The sequence below is a fragment of the Celeribacter sp. genome (assembly GCF_048270365.1).
Lineage (GTDB): Bacteria > Pseudomonadota > Alphaproteobacteria > Rhodobacterales > Rhodobacteraceae > Celeribacter.
In genome coordinates, this window is record NZ_JBLWTA010000027.1 from 12,016 (window position 1) to 29,138 (window position 17,123).

Consider the following 17,123-nt stretch of genomic DNA (forward strand, 5'->3'; position numbering starts at 1 on the left):
GGGCCTGCGTGTTAAGCTGGTCCGGGCCTTGGATGGCTGCGGATGGCTGCGCGGCCTGACAGAGTTAGCAAGCGGGGAAGTGGAGGGTCTTGAATAATCCTATTGTTTTTGTCGGAAAACGGTGAAAAAGCTTAAAAGACTGTCCATCTGCCATGTGATTTCTGGCTGTGGCCTTGACCTCTCAGTCGCACTGCCGCTAGCCGAAGCCCTGTTCTCCCGGTGTTAAGAAGTCCCTCCCATGAAGCGCTCTCTGTCCAATCCTTTACCCTCGTGCCTGCTCTCGCAGGCGCGTCATGTCTTGCTCTTGGCAGCCCTGTCCGTGGTGATCTGCACGGTGATCTGCCCGGCGGTTTCTGCAGAAGACTTTCCGGTCCATATGTCCCACGCCTTCGGCGAAACAGTGATCCCCGCCAAACCTCAATGGGTCGCAACAGTCGCATGGGCCAATCACGAGGTGCCTCTGGCCCTTGGGGTGGTGCCCGTTGGCTTTGCGGCTGCGAATTTCGGCGATGACGATGGCGACGGGGTGTTGCCATGGGTTGCGGCTCGGCTCACGGAGCTTGGGGTCGAGGCGCCACCCCTGTTCGACGAAGGCGACGGCATTGATTTCGAAGCGGTCGCTGCCAGCGCCCCCGACGTGATCCTTGCCGCCTATTCCGGTCTGACGCAAAGCGACTACGACAGGCTCAGTAAAATCGCCCCGGTGGTGGCCTATCCTGAGGCCCCGTGGTCTACAGACTGGCGCGATATGATCCGCCTCAACAGCGCGGGGATGGGAATGGCACAAGAGGGCGAGGCGATGATCCGTGCGCTTGAGGCAAAGATAGCCGAGACCGCGCAAGGCCACCCCGAGTTGGCTGGCAAAACCGCCATGTTCGTCACTCATATCGATCCCACCAACCTGAGCCAGATCCCGTTTTACACCGACAACGACCCGCGTGTGCGCTTCTTTCACGATCTCGGGCTGATCTCTCCCGGGGTGGTCGCCAAAGCCTCAGAGGATGGGAAATTCTCCGCCATGATCAGCTCCGAACGCATCGACGATTTGGATGATGTGGATATTATCGTGACCTACGGCGGGCGGCCTTTGCTGGATCGTCTGGCCGGCCATATGTTGACCCGTCGCTTGCCGGCTGTCTCGCGCGACAGCCTGGTGATGCTGGACAGTTCGCCCCTTGGCACCGCTGCGAACCCGACGCCGCTGTCGATTCCCTGGGTTCTGAAGGACTATGCCGATCTCTTGTCCAAGGCGGCGCAAAAGTCTGACAAAGAGACCGAATGACCTCTGCTGTGCGCTCCGAAATAACAGTCTCGCTCTGTGTGCTGGCCGCGTTGGTCGTGGCCGCAGGCCTCTCTGTCACCTTTGGCGCCCGTGATGTGGCGCTCGTCGACATCCTCGCCGCCCTCAAAGGGCAGACCGAAACGATGGCCGAGGCCGCCGTCGCAAGTCGCATCCCGCGCACGATCCTCGCACTTCTGGCAGGGGCGGCTCTCGGGCTGTCAGGCGGTGCGATGCAGGGAGTGACGCGCAATCCTTTGGCTGATCCGGGTATCCTCGGCGTGAATGCGGGCGCGGCTCTCGCGGTGGTGATCGGGCTGGCATGGTTCGGGATCGAGAGCGCGCATGTCTATATCTGGAGCGCCATTTTGGGCGCCACGCTGACCGCCGCTTTCGTTTACGCCATCGCCAGCGTCGGACCGGGCGGCGCCACCCCTTTGAAACTCGCATTGGCGGGCGCGGCCAGCACCGCCGCGCTTGGGTCATTCACCACTGCTGTTGTCCTGCCACGCGGCGACATTGCGGGTCTGGTGCAAAGCTGGCTCGTGGGCGGTGTCGGTGGCGCGACCTATGACCAGATCCTGCCGGTGCTGCCGTTTCTCGCGGCAGGGGGTGCGATCACGCTTTTGTCGGCGCGCAAGCTCAACATGCTGGCACTGGGAGATGATACGGCGGCGGGTCTGGGCGAAAACGTCCTCCTTGCGCGGCTCATGGCGGCCGGTGGCGCGGTGCTGCTCTGTGGGGCGACCACCGCGATCTGCGGTCCCATCGGCTTTGTCGGGCTGGTCGTGCCGCATCTGTGTCGACTGCTGGTTGGGGTGGACTATCGCCTCGTTTTGCCGTTTTCGGCACTCACAGGCGCGGTGCTTTTGACAGCTGCGGATGTCTTGGGACGGCTCATCGCGCGGCCCGCGGAACTCGAAGTCGGGATTGTCACCGCCTTTCTCGGCGCGCCGGTGTTCATCTGGATCGTGCGGCGACGCAGGGTGGCGGCGCTATGAGCACGGCTGTGGACATGTCCCGTCAGAGACGGCGTCAAACCTCCCGGCGGCGGGGCGTTTTATGTGCCCTGAGCCTGGGTTTGATCGCGATGATCGCGCTGACACTGATGCTCGGGCAGAGCTTTACCGATCCCGCCACGCTGGTGCGGGTGTTCTCGGGCGCGGCGATCCCCGGCGTCAGTTTCACGGTGATGGATTTGCGCCTGCCGCGCGCGGTTATGGCCTGTGTCGCGGGGGCAAGTTTTGGCCTGGGCGGCGCAGCGTTTCAGACCATGCTGCGCAACCCTCTGGCCAGTCCCGACATCATCGGGATCAGCACCGGGGCCAGCACAGCCGCCGTCTTTGCCATTGTGGTGTTCTCTCTGGGGGGCGCTGCGGTTTCTGTCGCGGCGATCCTTGGCGGTCTTGGCGTGGCGCTTTTGATCTATCTTTTGTCTTGGCGACAGGGGGTCTCCGGCACGCGGCTGATCCTTGTGGGCATTGGCCTGTCGGCGATGTTCCAAAGCGCCACCGCCTATCTGTTGACCCAAGCGCCCAGTTGGACTCTGCAAGAGGCGCTGCGTTGGATGACCGGCAGCCTCAACAGCGCGACCCTGCCGGGAGCGCTCACCCTGTGCCTGAGCCTGCTCATTGTTGGCGGGCTGCTGATGAGCCGTGCCCGCGGTCTTGAGGCGCTGCGACTGGGCGACGATCTGGCGTCGGGGCTGGGCGTGCGCCTCTCTACGACCCGTGTTCTCACCATCCTCACGGCTGTCGGACTGGTCGCCAGTGCCACGGCGCTCACCGGGCCGATCGCCTTTGTCGCCTTTCTCTCCGGGCCGATCGCCTTTGTCGCCTTTCTCTCCGGGCCGATTTCTGCGCTCCTCATGCAGCGTTTTGGGGCAGGGGGCGGTTCCGGGCTGATCCCCGCTGCTCTCACCGGCGCGCTTCTGGTGATCATGGCCGATTACGTCGGACAGTTTCTTTTACCGGCGCGCTACCCGGTCGGCATCATCACCGGTGTTCTGGGCGCGCCTTACCTGATTTATCTCATCATGCGTGACAATCGCAGGAGTGCCTCATGAGTTCTGTCTCCTCTTTCGATATTCGCGACCTGCGCGTGGGCTACGGAGATCGCACCGTGCTTGATGGTATTGATCTGAGCCTCGCGCCGGGGCAGATCACCGCTATCATCGGGGCCAACGCCTGTGGAAAATCGACGCTCCTGCGCGCCATGTCGCGACTTTTGACCCCGGAGTGCGGAGAGGTGCTTTTGGATGGCAACTCCGTCCATCGCACAGCGCCGCGCAAACTGGCGCAGCGCCTTGGACTTTTGCCACAATCCCCCATCGCGCCCGAAGGCATCACGGTGCTCGATCTCGTCAGTCGGGGACGCCACCCGCATCATGGGGTTTTTACCCGCTGGAGGGCGGAAGATGACGCGGCGGTGGCAGAGGCGCTGGAGGCCACGGGGACGTCTGCGATTTCCGAGCGTCCGGTTGAGGAGCTTTCCGGCGGGCAGCGCCAGAGGGTCTGGATTGCCATGGCTCTGGCGCAGCGCACGGATGTTTTGCTCCTCGATGAACCGACGACCTTCCTCGATATCAACCATCAGATCGAAGTGCTCGATCTTCTGACCGATCTGAACCGGCGGCAGGGTACGACGATTGTCATGGTGCTTCATGACCTCAATCTGGCGGCGCGCTATGCGGATCGGATGGTCGCCATTTCCGGTGGGCAGATTTATCGACACGGGTCCGCAAAAGAAGTTCTGACATCTGCGATGTTGCGCGATATATTCGGGCTGGCCAGCCGGATTGTCACCGATCCCGTCAGCGGAAAACCGATGATGATCCCGCTGGGGCGGCATGGCATCTTGAGCACTGTTCAGGACAGGGCCGCGCCCTTTTTCCCGGATCATGAAACAGATCAAAGAAACGAGAGCCTTTCATGACCACGACCACCACCTTTCTTCCGCTTGCCCCCGACCAGGCCTTTGCCGGGTTTCGCAAAACAGCCGTTCAATTTGAATGCCCGGTCTCTGAAGGCGACAAAACGCTTGAAATCACCCTTGAGGTCGCGCGGATTTTCCTGAGTGCCGAAGGTGAGGGGACAAAGCTTTTGCTTGAGGCAAGCAATGATGGCAATCTCCAGATGATGCGCGATGTCTTGAGCGAACAGCTCAAAGGTTACGGTGTCATTCCGGACTGGCAAGGGGCCAAACCCGCGGCGCGTCCGGCCAACCAGACGTTGGTGACCATCGACAAGGTTGACCGCCTGTCGCCCTCCTATATGCGGGTGACGATGTCGGGCGATCAGCTTGCGCGATTTGGCACGGGCGGGTTTCATTTCAGGCTGTTGTTCGGTCCCGAAGGGGCGGGATGGCCCTTTGTGGATGAGCATGGGGTGACGCAATGGCCCGGCGGCACGGCAGCCTGGCACAAGCCGGTCTACACCACGCGCAACATCGAGACCAACGGCGAGACTGCGCGGATCGAATTTGACGTGTTCCGCCATGAGGGCGGCACGGTGACGGAGTGGTGCGATCAGGTGCGCCCCGGCACGGAGATGGTGATCATGGGGCCGGGCGGCAGTGGCAAGGTGAATCGTGCCGGGTGGCAGGGGTTCATCGGCGATGAAACCGCTGTGCCGGTGATCAAACGCTTTCTCGAACTTTTGCCTGAAGACACGCGCGGTGAGGCGGTGTTGTTCGTACCGGAGCGTGGCGATATCCAGGATTTGGCTCGCCCGGCGGGCGTTTCCCTGCGCTGGGTGATGCGGGAGGATGGCGAAACGCCGCTTCAGGCGCTCGATAAATTGCCAATTCCCGATGCGGATCGCTATGTGTTTTTTGCTGCTGAGAAGGTCGAAGCCTTGGCCGCCCGCGCGGCCCTTCTGGAACGTGGGCTGGATAAGTCAGAGAGCATAGCTGCGACCTATTGGATCGCGGAAAAAGAACTGGCGGAGGCTTAGGATCTCTCGAAATTGGACCTGTCAAGCTTTTGAGCCGCCCCAAGTGCTCGTTCAGGCCATTTTTCGTTCGAAGGCGACGGGGCTCTTACATCCCAATGCTGAGTGACGCCGTCGCGGATTGTAGAAGCCATTGATGTACTGGACACTGGCCGTTTCAGCCTGCGGCCGGGCGGTCAACTGTATAGCCCACATCCACCTCCTCGGGACACGCGTATCGGGTATCCCCACCGGGCTCAGCGTAAAAGTGCCGGAGGTTGTTCCGGCACTTTCAGGTTTTCTATGAGATTTATCAGAAATCTCATCTCGCTCAGAAGTTCAGGGAAACCCCAAAACCAACTTCACGCGGTTCGGCAATCGAGATGGTGCCACTGCTGCTGGCAGAAAGGGCGGCGCGATTGTCGAAGACGTTGTTGACGTAGGCAAAATACTCGACGTTGTCTTGTGGGTGATAGCCGATGCGCATATTGGCAAGGGCATAGCCATCAACGTTCGTATCGGCATCGTTTGTGTCGCTGCTGGAGTAACCATCGACGATCCGCGCATCCCCTTGCAGCGTCCAGTCAGGAGTGATGTCCCAAGCTGCCGCCAGTCCGATCGTGTAACCTGGGGCATTGGCAAACTCATTGCCCTCGTATTTATTGCCATCGTAATCGGTGAATTCCGTCACTTCCGTGCGCATGGCGCCGATATTCCCGGAAAGTGTCAGCACTGAGTTGGCCTGATAGTCTGCGCTCAACTCGATCCCGTAGGCATGGGCCTTTTCGCCGTTCACGATCATCGAGCCCTGAGAGACTGTGCAATCCGCATCCAGGCAATTTGCGACCGAACGCTGAATATTCTTATACTCGGTGTAGAACAGGTTACCGGTCAGGAGCAGTGCACCGTCGAGTGCATTGCCGCGAACGAAAAGCTCGGTGTTAATCGACTCTTCCGGGTCAAACTCGTAATACTCGCCACCTCGGAAGTTGGTGCCGGAGCCGCCCGGCAGATAGCCTTTGCTGATCGTCGCACCAAGGGTCCAGTCGGGTGTGACGTCATGGGCGAGGGTCAGCGATGGGAGAAGCTCGGTGAATGTATCGCTGTAATCGAGCGGGTCTGTCACATAGCTGGTGGTCCCGGCAATCTCGATTTTGTCCTGTTGCAGACGCAACCCGCCGGTCAGCGCCCAATCTGTCGCAAATTGCCAGGTTACTTCACCGTAGAGCGCCGTGCTTTCTGTGGTGTAATCGAGATCGGCGCTGCCGAAAGGTGCGCCATAGTAGCTGTTGGCGAACTCCGCATGGGCATCCTCGTTGGAGTAGAACAGCCCGATCACACCGCTCCAGACATCTCCCGCCTCGCCGAATGTCAGCTTCAGCTCATTGGCAAAGGTCTCATAATCCCGTGTGGCTTCGCCGGAATAGGGGTAGGCGAAAATGAAATCATAGTCGGCCTCGGAATATTGCATCTGGTTCGACAGTTTGATGCCGTTGAAGAAATCATAGTCCACATCTAGCACAATCCCGTCAGAAACCACATCCATGTAGTCCTGATATTCGGCGGTGTTCTCAAGTGCATCGGCGTCGGTGACAGCCTCGTTGTTGGGCCGGTGCATGTCATTGTGATTATAGGTCAGTTTGACTGACAGCCCGGAGATTGCGGCAGGTTCCCAAAGCAGCTTTGCGCGCGCAGTCAGGTTTTCGAAATCATAGTCGAAACCGGGTTCGGTGAAATTCGCATTGGTGTAATCGACAAACGTGTCGCGGCCGCTGTAATCCACCGCGATCCGAGCGGCCAGGTCGTCGCTGAGCGGACCTGAGGCGGCGAAGGACAGGCGTTTTTTACCGCGGCTGCCGTAAAGCGCCTGAAGTGCATATTCCGGGGTAAAGGTTGGGTCCTTCGTGTTGACGACGATGGCGCCCGCAATCGCGTTGGCGCCTTGGGATGTGGTCTGCGGGCCGCGATAGACCTCGATGGAGTCGACATCCCAGGTCGACGCACCACCGGCCCCGAGTTCAACAGCCGTCACATATTGTCCGTCAAGACTCATTGTGGTGCGCGGCAGGGGTTTCGCAAGATAGGCGTTGCCGCCCACAAGCGGCCCGTCGCTGTCCACGCCCCGGATGACTGGCGCACTTGTCGTGCTGGGAATATAGATGTTGGGCAAAGCCTTGATCACTTCGCTGACGGTCTCAGAGGCGGCCTCGTCTTCGAGCTCTTCCTCGCCAACGACGCTGACAGAGCTTGCTGTGTCCTGCAGGCTGCGGTCCGCCAATGCGCCATAAACGATGATTTCGTCCAATAGGATCGGGGATTGAGCGCTGTCTTGTGCAAATGCGGCGCTGCTGCCCCAGAAGGAGGGGGCGATCAAAGCGCTTGCAAGCAGAAAGCCGCGGGTTGAAATGTGGATTTTTCTCATGTTTCGTCCGTTTTTTGGTGTCCATATACAGGTGTGAAGACGCAAAAAATGGCCGGGTGATGCATGAACCGCATACCCGTCAGGCGACGTGCGTCAGTCGCCATTTTTTCGCGGTGATGCGCGCAAGGAGTGCTGCGCGCGAAATATCGATTAAGTCTGGTTCATACCGTAAGCCCCGTGTCCTGTTTCATCCCCGTGCGCGATGTGACTAAGAGGTGCAAACTAAGATGTATTTCATCTCTGAGGTGGCGGGGGCGGGGCCCGTGGCTTTTAGGTTTGCGGCTGATCATCACGCATTTGTCGTTCTGAGGCGCGCTTTCTTCGTGTCAAGAATTCGCCTGAAAAGACGATGCATGGATGGCAAGCGAAGCCGCTTCTGTCAATTAGTTTTGTATTGCTAAACTAATTCATCTGAAACTGTGACCGATTCAACAGAGGTGGGGCGAGATTTAGAGAAAACGCGTTCCATCCAGAACCTGAGGCATGGGCTTTGCGCTGACCGCAGCGCAAGAGACAAACAGTCTACGTGCCTCGCTTTTTAGATGCGGAGCGCTTTAAGGCGTGACGCTTCGGCTCACATGTCTTTGTCAGTCATTGCCAAAGCGCCTGCGATCAATGCGGACACTCCAAAGCTGTGGAGTGGCTCGATCTCATCAGACATCGTGGTTTCTTCGAACGATGCATCTGCGACCGCGCAGCAATGGAAGGCGACAGAAAACACCAAGGTATTGGCTTGCACAAACCTGAGGCCAAAACGCTCTGCGACACGCCGTTGATGTGCGTAGGTTTTTTCCAACATCGTGTCGGTGATCCAGCTGCGCCGCAGGAGATAGGGGGCGATCCCGGGATGTGTCCGGACCAGTTGCCACATGCTAACGGCGAAACGTTTTAAATATGATTCAATGTCCTGATCCTCAAAGGGATCAGGAAGCTCCCAGTTCATAAAGGAATCTTCGGCGACCAGAGTGCGTAGCTCGTCTATGTTGCGCACATGTTTATAGAGCGCCATTTGTGTGACCCCGATCGCCGTTGCGACGCCGACGAAAGTCAAGTCCGGCAGGCCAATGTCCATGCCGGCTTTGGCAATTCTTTCACGGGTTATCGTGCGCGGACGGCCTCGTTTTGCTTTGGGCGCAGTCTCACTCATCGTCACTTTCCTTATACCTGGGCGCAGGTGCGACCTGACGCAGAATAATCATTTTTTTCAATATGAACAAACGCGTCATTGAGAAGCGCTTGGCGTGATCTTGATCACGGCTTGCAGTAATAGTTTATGGTATGTATACAAAATAACGCAACATCCTTCGGATGCAGCCAAATCATCACTCAAATTTAGATCAGAGGCAGGCCGCAAATATGTCGGATAAGCACAGGTGTGACGAGGCTGGTGACTATGTCGAGGCAGAGGGCCACGGCCCGGCTCACTCACCAATTGATACTTTGCTGTATCCTATCAAAAATCGCCTCCGCGTGGCTTCGACGCTTGCCGGGATCGGGCAGGGTCTTGTGCTGGTGCCTCTCGCCGGTGTGGCTCTGATCGCGCAGCGGGTTTTGCAGCCTGACGCAGGCGAGGATTTGGCCCGGATGGAGCCCCTTTGGATCGTCGTGTTGATTGGCGCTTTGGCTCTCGGCATGGCGTTGCTCAGTCTGGCAGAATATCTCGCGCATCTTGCGGACAATCGGCTGACAGATCGGCTGCGCGCGCGTGTCACGGAACATCTGATGCATGTGCCTTTGGGCTGGTTTACCGCGCGGTCCTCGGCGCGTGTCAAACAGGCGCTACAGGACGACATGAACACGATCCACGAATTGAGCGCGCATTATTTCACAACCCGCGCTCGCTGCATCACTGCGATGGCGGCGGCGGGGCTGTTTCTCTTTGTGATGGACTGGCGTCTGGCGCTGATCTGCCTCATGCCCTATCCGCTCTATTATCTGATCTACGGGTCGATCAAAAAATCCATAGGCCCCGAGCGTATGCAGAGTTTCGCCACCGCGCAGGCCGGGATCGTGTCGGCGGTCGGGCACTATGGCCAAGCCATGCCGGTGCTGCGTACTTTTGGCAAAACCGGCGCGGCGCATGACGGGTACACGACGGCCGTGCGTGATTTTCTCACCGCTTTTCTGCAATTCACCCGGCCCCTCGTCGCGCCTCTGGCCAATGCAAATGCGATCATTACAACGGTCTCCGTGCTGTGTGTCGTTATGCTGGCGGGGTGTGCTTTTGTCAGTTTCGGCTGGGCTGAGCCGCTCGACATTCTGCCCTTCGTGCTTGTCACGCCGGGGATCTCAGCGCCGCTTTTGCTTTTGGGTTTCATGACCCACGGGCTGGCCCATGCCACGGCGGCGGCGGAGCGCATTCAGGAGGTGTTGGACACTCAACCCCTTCCCGAACCACCCGCAGACCAGCGGGCGATACCGGACAACAACGTGCTGCGGTTCGAGCAGGTCGGCTATCGCTATGAGGCGGAGGTGCAGACGCTGGCCGACATTGATCTGACGCTCGCGCCGGGTCGGGTGACGGCCATCGTCGGTGCGTCAGGTGCAGGCAAATCGACCATCGCGCGGCTGGCGTTGCGGTTTTTCGATCCGGATTCAGGGCGGATCACACTTGGTGGCGCGGATATTCGCGACATCGGCACCGAAGAGCTCTATCGCCGAGTCGGCTTTGTGTTGCAAGAGGTGCAGCTTTTGCATGCGAGCCTGCATGACAATATCGCATTGGGGCGCCCCGGTGCCAGCCGGGCGGAGGTCGTGGCCGTCGCCAGACAGGCGCAGATTCACGACCATATTCTGGCTTTGCTGAAGGGCTACGACACGATTGTCGGTGAAGGGACGGAGCTGTCGGGCGGCGAGGCCCAGAGGGTCAGTATCGCGCGTGCGCTTCTGCTCGATCCGCCCATTCTGGTGCTTGATGAGGTGAGCTCTGCCATGGATGCGGAGGGCGAACTGGCGCTGCAAAAGGCGCTTTCGCAGCTGACGCAGGGGCGCAGCCTTTTGGTCATCGCGCATCGGCTTGAGACCATCGCGGGCGCAGATCAGATCGTGGTGCTTCATGAAGGTCGGATATGTGAGAGCGGCACACATGAGACGCTTTTGGCGCAGGACGGGCGCTATGCCGCGCTCTGGACGCAAAGTAACGGGTTTGAACGGACCCGAGAGCCTCAGGCTGCAGCAACAGAGGAGGCCATCCAATGATGCGTTTGTTCCTTGGGCTTTTGGGGGAGGATGTGGCCACCTTCCGACGCTATGCGATGATGGCTCTGGCCTCCGGCGTCCTGAATGCCTTGACCATCGCGTTGACGGTGCCGGGGCTCTCTTATCTTTTGCAAGGCGAGACCGCTGCCGCATGGCCATGGCTGATGGCCTTGGTGATCTGCGGCCTCGGGTGTTGGATGGTGCGGCGCGTGGTGGAGCGCGCGGGCATTCAGGTCGGGATTGCCGTGCTGGAAGGGATGCGACTGCGCCTTGGAGCGCATGTCGCGCGGCTGCCGGTCGGCTGGTTCAGCGCGCGCACCACGGGCAAGCTGACCCATGCGCTGACCCAAGGTGTGATGGAGGTGGCGCAACTCCCGGCGCATGTCTTCACGCCGGTCTTGAGCGGCCTTGTCGTACCGCCGGTTCTGGTGCTGGTCTTGTTTGTCCTCGCGCCGGACATAGGGATCGTGACACTTGTCGCTCTGCCGATTATGGGGCTGGCTGCGCTGCTCTCTGCCCGTCTCGGCCGACGGGCCGACGCGGGCTATCAAAGCACGGCGGCGGAAACCGGGCAAAGGGCGATCGAATTTGCCCGCACTCAATCCGTTCTGCGTGCTTTCAGCGGCGAGGGCGGCAGTGCTCGCCATCTTGCGGCGGCTTTTTCCGATCAAAAGGACGCTGCGCGCCATCTTATCCGCCTGTCGACCGCTTCCTCTGTGCTGAACGGCTGGATGACACAGGCGCTCTTTGCCGCCGTTCTTGTCATAGTGTTGGCCCAACTCAACACCGGACTGACGCCCGATCAAACTCTGTCGCTGATCTTGGCGCTCATTCTGGCGCAGCGGTTCATGGAGCCGATGACCGAGCTGGCAGGGTATGGCGAGGCTCTTCGGGCGGCGCGGGGGCATCTTGAGGCCTTACACGAGATCGCAGAGGTTCCGCCTTTGCCTCAGGCTGCGGCGCCGCGCAGCCCCGAGAATGCGATGATCCGTTTGGAACATGTCGGATTTCGCTACACGCCAAACAGCGCACCGGTTCTGGATGGCATGTCGCTCACGGTGCCCGAAGGCAGTATGACCGCCCTCATCGGGGCGTCGGGGTCGGGCAAATCTACCGTCGCCCGGCTGATCGCGCGGTTCTACGATGTCGGGGAGGGGAGGATCGAGATCGGTGGCGTTGACCTGCGTGACATGTCCGAAGAAACCCTCGCGGCGCAGGTGTCGCAGATTTTTCAGGACACATATCTGGTGTCGGGCACCATCGGCGAAAATATCCGTATGGGGCGGGGGGATGCGACGGAGGCCGAGCTTGCGGAGGTGATCGCACAGGCCGGGATCGACGAGATTTTGGCGCGCCTGCCCGAGGGGCTTGAGACCGAGGTCGGCGAAGGTGGCGTGCGGTTGTCCGGTGGCGAGCGGCAGAGGATCACCATCGCGCGCGCGCTCTTGAAAGCGGCCCCGATCCTTTTGGTGGATGAGGCCACGGCCGCGCTCGATGCGGAAAATCAGGCGGTGATTGCCCAAACGCTCCATCACATGCGCGGGAAATGCACGATGGTTGTGATCGCACATCAGTTGAGCACGGTGCAGATGGCCGATCAGATTGCGGTGCTGGAGGGGGGCAAAATCGCCGAATGCGGCACGCCCGCCGATCTGGCCACGCGTTCGGGGCCTTACGCGCGCTTTCTGGCGCAGCGCCAAGAGGCCTCCGGCTGGCGCATCACACCAGTGGGCTAGATCATGAGGGTTGTCCGAAGCTGTGCGCTTCCGCTTGGTTTTTTGGTACTGTGTTGCGTTTCGCTTATGGTGGGCGCGAACGGGATAGGTCTGCGCTGGGTGTTTGATCCGTCCCCCGATGCGCTGCTGACCCTCACGGCGAGCCGCCTGCCGCGGCTGATTGCCTTGATCCTCACAGGGAGCGGGTTGGCGATTTGTGGTGTGATCCTGCAACAAATCCTGCGCAATCGCTTTGCTGAACCGGCGACCATCGGGGGGATGGAGGCGGCAAAGCTTGGCATTCTTGTCGCTCTGACCTCAATCCCCACATCCGGGGCGCTTGTGCGTATGGGCTTTGCCATGGTGTTCTGCCTCATGGCGAGCGCGGTCTTCGTCGCCATCCTGAGCCGCATCCGGTTTCGTGATGCCGTGCTCGTGCCGGTGATCGGGCTGATGTTCGCAGGGGTGCTGAGCGCCTTGGCGGAGTTCTATGCCTTTAGCCGAAATATCCTTCAATCCATGCAGGGCTGGATGATCGGGGATTTCTCGCGCGTTGTGCAGGGCCAGTATGAATTGATTTACCTGATCCTGCCGGTCGTTGCTGTGACTTACCTGTTTGCGCGTCGTTTTACTGTTCTGGCCATGGGGCAGGATATGTCCGAAAGCCTTGGGCTGCGCTATCGGCCCATGGTCGCTTTGGGATTGGTTCTGGTCTCGGCCACCGTGGCGGCCACGGTGATTACGGCGGGCGCCGTGCCCTTCGTGGGGCTTGTGGTGCCCAATGTCGTGGCGCTTTGGCGAGGCGATAACCTTCAGAAAACCTTGCCGCTGGTGGCAATGTCCGGGGCGATCCTGTTGCTTTTGTGCGATATTTTGGGGCGTGTCGTCATCTACCCCTATGAGGTGCCGCTGGGCCTGACCGTTGGCGGTCTTGGCGGAGTGATCTTTTTGGTGCTGATCCTGCGGGGGACGCGATGAGAGCGGTGCTGTTTCTGTCGCTTCTGATCGGGCTGGCGCTCGTTTACCTCGGCTGGGGCACAGGGTTTCAGCCGGGTTTTCTGCTCAATCGTCGCTTGATCCGGTTGGGCGCCATGAGTGTTGCGGGCTCAGGCATCGCCATCTCCGCGATCCTGTTTCAAGGCCTCACACAGAACCGTATTCTGACGCCCGCGATCATGGGGTATGAGGCGGTTTACCTTTTGCTTCAATCGCTTCTGATCCTGTGGCTCGGCAGCGCCAGCCTGCATGTGCTGGGCGAGATCGGCAATATGGCCCTGTCGATTGCGGTCATGCTCGGCTGGTCCTTTGGCTTGCAGATGACGCTGTTTCAGGGCGGGCAGAACAATGTGCACCGGCTTTTGTTGGTGGGGCTGGTGCTCACGCTCATAATCGCCAGCGTCACGCAATTTATCGAATTGCGCATCAGCCCCGGTGAGTTCGCGATTTACCAGAGCTTTGCGGTGATTTCTTTTGATGGCATCTCAAAGCTGCGTCTCGCAGTTGCCGCGGTTTGTACCGTGCTGGCAGGGAGCATTGCTCTGCGCCGCGTCGCGATCTGGGATGTCATGGCTCTGGGGCGCGATCAGGCGCTGTCTCTGGGGCTGGATCACCCACGTGAGGTGCGGGTGTGCCTGATGCTGATCGCCGTTCTGGTTGCTGCCGCCACAAGTCTGATCGGACCTTCGGCCTTCATGGGCATCTTTATCGCCAATATCGCCTATGCGCTGACCAAAAGCCGCCGTCATCGCGACACCCTGCCCATGGGCTGTGTCATCGCAGTCGGCATGCTGCTTTTGGCGGAAATCACCGTGCAGCATGTGTTCGGGTTCGGCACGACAGTGGGCATTCTGATCAACCTGATCTGCGGTGCCTATTTCCTTTTCCTCCTCCTCAGACAGCCAAGAGGGCAGGCATGATCACGCTCACCGACATTTCAAAAACCTATGGCGATGTGCCCGTGATCGAGGGGATCTCTGCTACGCTTCCCGAAGGCAAAATGACGGCCATCATCGGGCCGAATGGCGCAGGCAAAAGCACCGCTCTGATGATCATGGCACGGCTTTTGACGCCTTCGTCCGGGCAGGCCACGTTGAAGGGTCAGCCTCTCGGAGAGATACCGCCCCGCGATTTTGCCCGACACGTCGCCACCCTGCGCCAGATGCCGGGGCTCGATCTGCGGCTGACGGTTGAGGAGGTCGTGGCCTTCGGGCGGTTCCCCTACAGTCGTGGGCGTTTGACACCGCAGGATCGCGCGGCCATCGACAGGGCGCTCGCCTTTCTGGGGCTGGACGACCTGCGCCACCGCAACATTGACGCGTTGAGCGGCGGGCAACGGCAGATGGCCTATCTCGCCATGACCATCGCCCAAGAGACCGAATGTCTGTTGCTCGATGAGCCGTTGAACAATCTCGACATGCATCACGCGGTGCACATCATGCGCGCGCTGCGGCAGCTCTGCGATGACCGGGGACGCACCGTGGCCGTCGTCATCCACGACATAAACTTTGCGGCCAATTACGCCGATCACATCATTGCGCTGAAGGGCGGGCGTCTCGTGGGCAGCGGGCCTGTCGCGGAGATGGTTACCGAACCTCGCCTGTCCGCGCTTTATTCCCTCGATTTTCAGGTGCTGCGCCATGAGGGCGGGCTTCTGTGCAACTATTTCACCTCCGATCAAAGGACCTGACATGACGTTTTCCATCCCCAAAATCGCACTGGCGGCAACGCTGTTTTTCACGCCGGTCCTGACCGTAGAGGCCGCTGATTTTCCCCTGACGCTGACAGATCAGATGGGCGAAATCACATTGCAACAAGTGCCGGAGCGGGTCGTGGCCCTTGGCATGAACGATCTCGACTTTCTTGACAGCCTTGGCGTTCCGGTTGCAGGGATTCCCAAGGATTTTGTGCCGAATTTCCTGTCGGCCTACGGGGATGACCCGGCAGTGAAAGACGTCGGTTTCATCGTCAAACCCAATGTCGAAAAGCTCTATGAGGCGGAGCCCGATCTGGTTCTGATGAGTCCGCTTCAGGCCGAACATTACGCGGATATTTCCTCCTTCGCGCCGGTGGTTTATTTTGAGGTGGACTATCGCGACAGCTCCAAAGGGCATCTTGCGGCCGTTCGGGATCATTTCGAGACGCTGGGCAAAGTGTTCGACAAGGAAGACGTTGCCCGTGCGGGTATTGAAGAGCTGGATGGTCAGGTGAGTGCGCTGAACGCCCAGATGTCTGGCTGTTCGGATAAGGCGCTGATCCTGTTGCATAACAACGGCGCATTCAGCTCCTTTGGGCAGCAGTCTCGCTATGGGTTCGTCTTCAACGAACTGGGCGTGAAACCCGCCGGAGCGGTTGGCGAAACCGGCCTTCATGGCCAGCCGGTCACAAGTGAATTCATCCAGAAATCGAACCCGGATCTGATTTTTATGATCGACCGCACCGCAGTTATGGAAGGCCGCCCGACTCTGACAAAAGACCAGATCGCCAATCCGCTCGTAGAAGCCACAAAAGCATGGCAGGACGACCGCGTGATCTTTGTCGATCCCGAGGCCTGGTACACAACGGCGGCCGGGCCGACCTCTCTGTCCATCATGATGAAGGAGATCGGCGCAGCTTACGATCACGTGGGGGCATGTTCTCAGACGGATGGGAATGCCAAATTCTAAAGGTCAACGGGTGCGGCTTAAAGCGTTTCTCAAAAAACTTGAGGCACTCAATTTTTGAGAAACGCAGCACTATCAATTCAGTGTGGCAACGTTTTTCGCTCAATCCGATTCAGATTAAACGAAAAACGCTTTAGCTCAAGGCTGTGGCCGCACCTCCTGCCTGCCCGCGCAAGACCACATCGCAAGACCACATAGGGCATCAGTCCCCGGAATAGGGGGCGAAACGCGATTGGGCCGGATCGGTCGCCAGCGGGCGCCCGACCATGGGAAAGGCGCGCTGTGGGCAGGCCGGACGTTCGCAGACCTTGCATCCGGCTCCGATCGGTGTCGCCAGATCGTGATTGCGCAGATCCAGTCCACGGGCATAGATCAGCCGGTCGGCATGGGCGAGATCGCAGCCAAGCGCCACAGCAAAGCGTTTGCGCGGCGAGCCATAGCCGCCTGCGCCATGCTCGACGGTGCGCGCCACCCAGAGATAACTGCGCCAAAAACTCTGACGACGGACATACTGCACGCAGGCGGGCAACGGCCCGGAACGGTTTTTTAGAATGTCGCGCTCTTCAGTGACCCGAGCGAGTTCCTTTTTACGCCGCCGGATCTCGACCTCTTGGTCTGTCTGCCTTTGTGGCTTCGAAAATTGCGCTATCCAAGTGTAGAGAGATTTTGTGCTGATGCCGCGCCAGTCAACCACATCCTTGACTGAATAGCCACGCTTTGACCTGAGCCACAGCGTCGATCTTGAACTCTTCTGAGTAGCGAATTTACTCTGACATTTGCGCCTTCCTTTGCTTCCAAAATTACCAAGCAAAGCGCCAACAAATCTAGGGGCACCTCACTTCGCGTGACGCATAGTTCCGCACAACAAAAGATGCGGGACAAATCTAACCAGTGTTTCGACGCGACCTGAAGAGCACCTGA

General features: G+C 59.5%; 14 protein-coding genes and 1 pseudogene. 11 read left to right on the forward strand and 4 right to left on the reverse strand.

From position 1 onward, the window contains the following. The first annotated feature begins 238 nt into the window (after positions 1-238). From ACN0X0_RS20080 to ACN0X0_RS20100, 5 genes are read left to right on the forward strand one after another with little or no spacing between them, the layout of a single operon-like run. Positions 239-1,282 (forward strand): ABC transporter substrate-binding protein, encoded by a 1,044-nt coding sequence (locus tag ACN0X0_RS20080; RefSeq protein ID WP_417280649.1) that lies wholly within the window; start codon positions 239-241, stop codon positions 1,280-1,282. Further along, positions 1,279-2,280, forward strand: coding sequence for a FecCD family ABC transporter permease (locus ACN0X0_RS20085; protein ID WP_417280650.1), 1,002 nt, complete (start codon positions 1,279-1,281; stop codon positions 2,278-2,280). The genes ACN0X0_RS20080 and ACN0X0_RS20085 overlap by 4 nt, the downstream gene beginning before the upstream one ends. Continuing rightward, a complete protein-coding gene (locus ACN0X0_RS20090; protein WP_417280651.1) occupies positions 2,277-3,344 on the forward strand; it encodes a FecCD family ABC transporter permease in 1,068 nt (355 codons plus the stop codon). The genes ACN0X0_RS20085 and ACN0X0_RS20090 overlap by 4 nt, the downstream gene beginning before the upstream one ends. Continuing rightward, positions 3,341-4,213 carry an ABC transporter ATP-binding protein gene (locus tag ACN0X0_RS20095; RefSeq protein ID WP_417280652.1) on the forward strand — a complete coding sequence of 291 codons (873 nt, stop codon included), beginning with the start codon at positions 3,341-3,343 and terminating at the stop codon, positions 4,211-4,213. The genes ACN0X0_RS20090 and ACN0X0_RS20095 overlap by 4 nt, the downstream gene beginning before the upstream one ends. Beyond that, entirely contained in the window at positions 4,210-5,232 is a 1,023-nt protein-coding gene (locus ACN0X0_RS20100) for a siderophore-interacting protein (RefSeq protein WP_417280653.1), read from the forward strand. The genes ACN0X0_RS20095 and ACN0X0_RS20100 overlap by 4 nt, the downstream gene beginning before the upstream one ends. Before the next feature lie 51 nt (positions 5,233-5,283). On the opposite strand, the pseudogene ACN0X0_RS20105 reads toward ACN0X0_RS20100, so the two are convergent. The 3 genes and pseudogenes from ACN0X0_RS20105 to ACN0X0_RS20115 form a co-directional block, all read right to left on the reverse strand. Then, a pseudogene (locus ACN0X0_RS20105) lies at positions 5,284-5,400 on the reverse strand (IS3 family transposase); the annotation flags it as partial. Between the two features lie 139 nt (positions 5,401-5,539). Continuing rightward, a complete protein-coding gene (locus ACN0X0_RS20110; protein WP_417280654.1) occupies positions 5,540-7,630 on the reverse strand; it encodes a TonB-dependent receptor in 2,091 nt (696 codons plus the stop codon). A gap of 574 nt (positions 7,631-8,204) precedes the next feature. Further along, positions 8,205-8,777 carry a TetR/AcrR family transcriptional regulator gene (locus ACN0X0_RS20115; RefSeq protein WP_417280655.1) on the reverse strand — a complete coding sequence of 191 codons (573 nt, stop codon included), beginning with the start codon at positions 8,775-8,777 and terminating at the stop codon, positions 8,205-8,207. A 323-nt stretch (positions 8,778-9,100) separates the two neighbouring features. Here ACN0X0_RS20115 and ACN0X0_RS20120 point away from each other — a divergent pair, with 323 nt between their 5' ends. From ACN0X0_RS20120 to ACN0X0_RS20145, 6 genes are all read left to right on the forward strand, one after another. Further along, complete coding sequence (locus ACN0X0_RS20120) at positions 9,101-10,828, forward strand: ABC transporter ATP-binding protein (RefSeq protein ID WP_417280656.1); 1,728 nt, start codon at positions 9,101-9,103, stop codon at positions 10,826-10,828. Continuing rightward, positions 10,825-12,564, forward strand: coding sequence for an ABC transporter ATP-binding protein (locus ACN0X0_RS20125; RefSeq protein ID WP_417280657.1), 1,740 nt, complete (start codon positions 10,825-10,827; stop codon positions 12,562-12,564). Before ACN0X0_RS20120 ends, ACN0X0_RS20125 begins: the two co-directional genes overlap by 4 nt. A 99-nt stretch (positions 12,565-12,663) precedes the next feature. Beyond that, positions 12,664-13,521 (forward strand): ABC transporter permease, encoded by an 858-nt coding sequence (locus ACN0X0_RS20130; protein WP_417280658.1) that lies wholly within the window; start codon positions 12,664-12,666, stop codon positions 13,519-13,521. Then, a complete protein-coding gene (locus ACN0X0_RS20135) occupies positions 13,518-14,459 on the forward strand; it encodes an iron chelate uptake ABC transporter family permease subunit (RefSeq protein ID WP_417280659.1) in 942 nt (313 codons plus the stop codon). Before ACN0X0_RS20130 ends, ACN0X0_RS20135 begins: the two co-directional genes overlap by 4 nt. Next, the gene (locus tag ACN0X0_RS20140; protein ID WP_417280660.1) at positions 14,456-15,229 is read left to right on the forward strand and encodes an ABC transporter ATP-binding protein; all 774 of its coding nucleotides are present in this window, start codon (positions 14,456-14,458) and stop codon (positions 15,227-15,229) included. Before ACN0X0_RS20135 ends, ACN0X0_RS20140 begins: the two co-directional genes overlap by 4 nt. Position 15,230: 1 nt before the next feature. Beyond that, positions 15,231-16,205, forward strand: a complete 975-nt coding sequence (locus tag ACN0X0_RS20145; protein WP_417280661.1) for a siderophore ABC transporter substrate-binding protein — start codon at positions 15,231-15,233, stop codon at positions 16,203-16,205. 199 nt (positions 16,206-16,404) lie between these two features. Here the strand turns inward: ACN0X0_RS20145 and ACN0X0_RS20150 are convergent, their stop codons facing one another. Continuing rightward, the gene (locus ACN0X0_RS20150) at positions 16,405-16,896 is read right to left on the reverse strand and encodes a short-chain fatty acyl-CoA regulator family protein (protein WP_417280662.1); all 492 of its coding nucleotides are present in this window, start codon (positions 16,894-16,896) and stop codon (positions 16,405-16,407) included. Between the last annotated feature and the right edge of the window lie 227 nt (positions 16,897-17,123).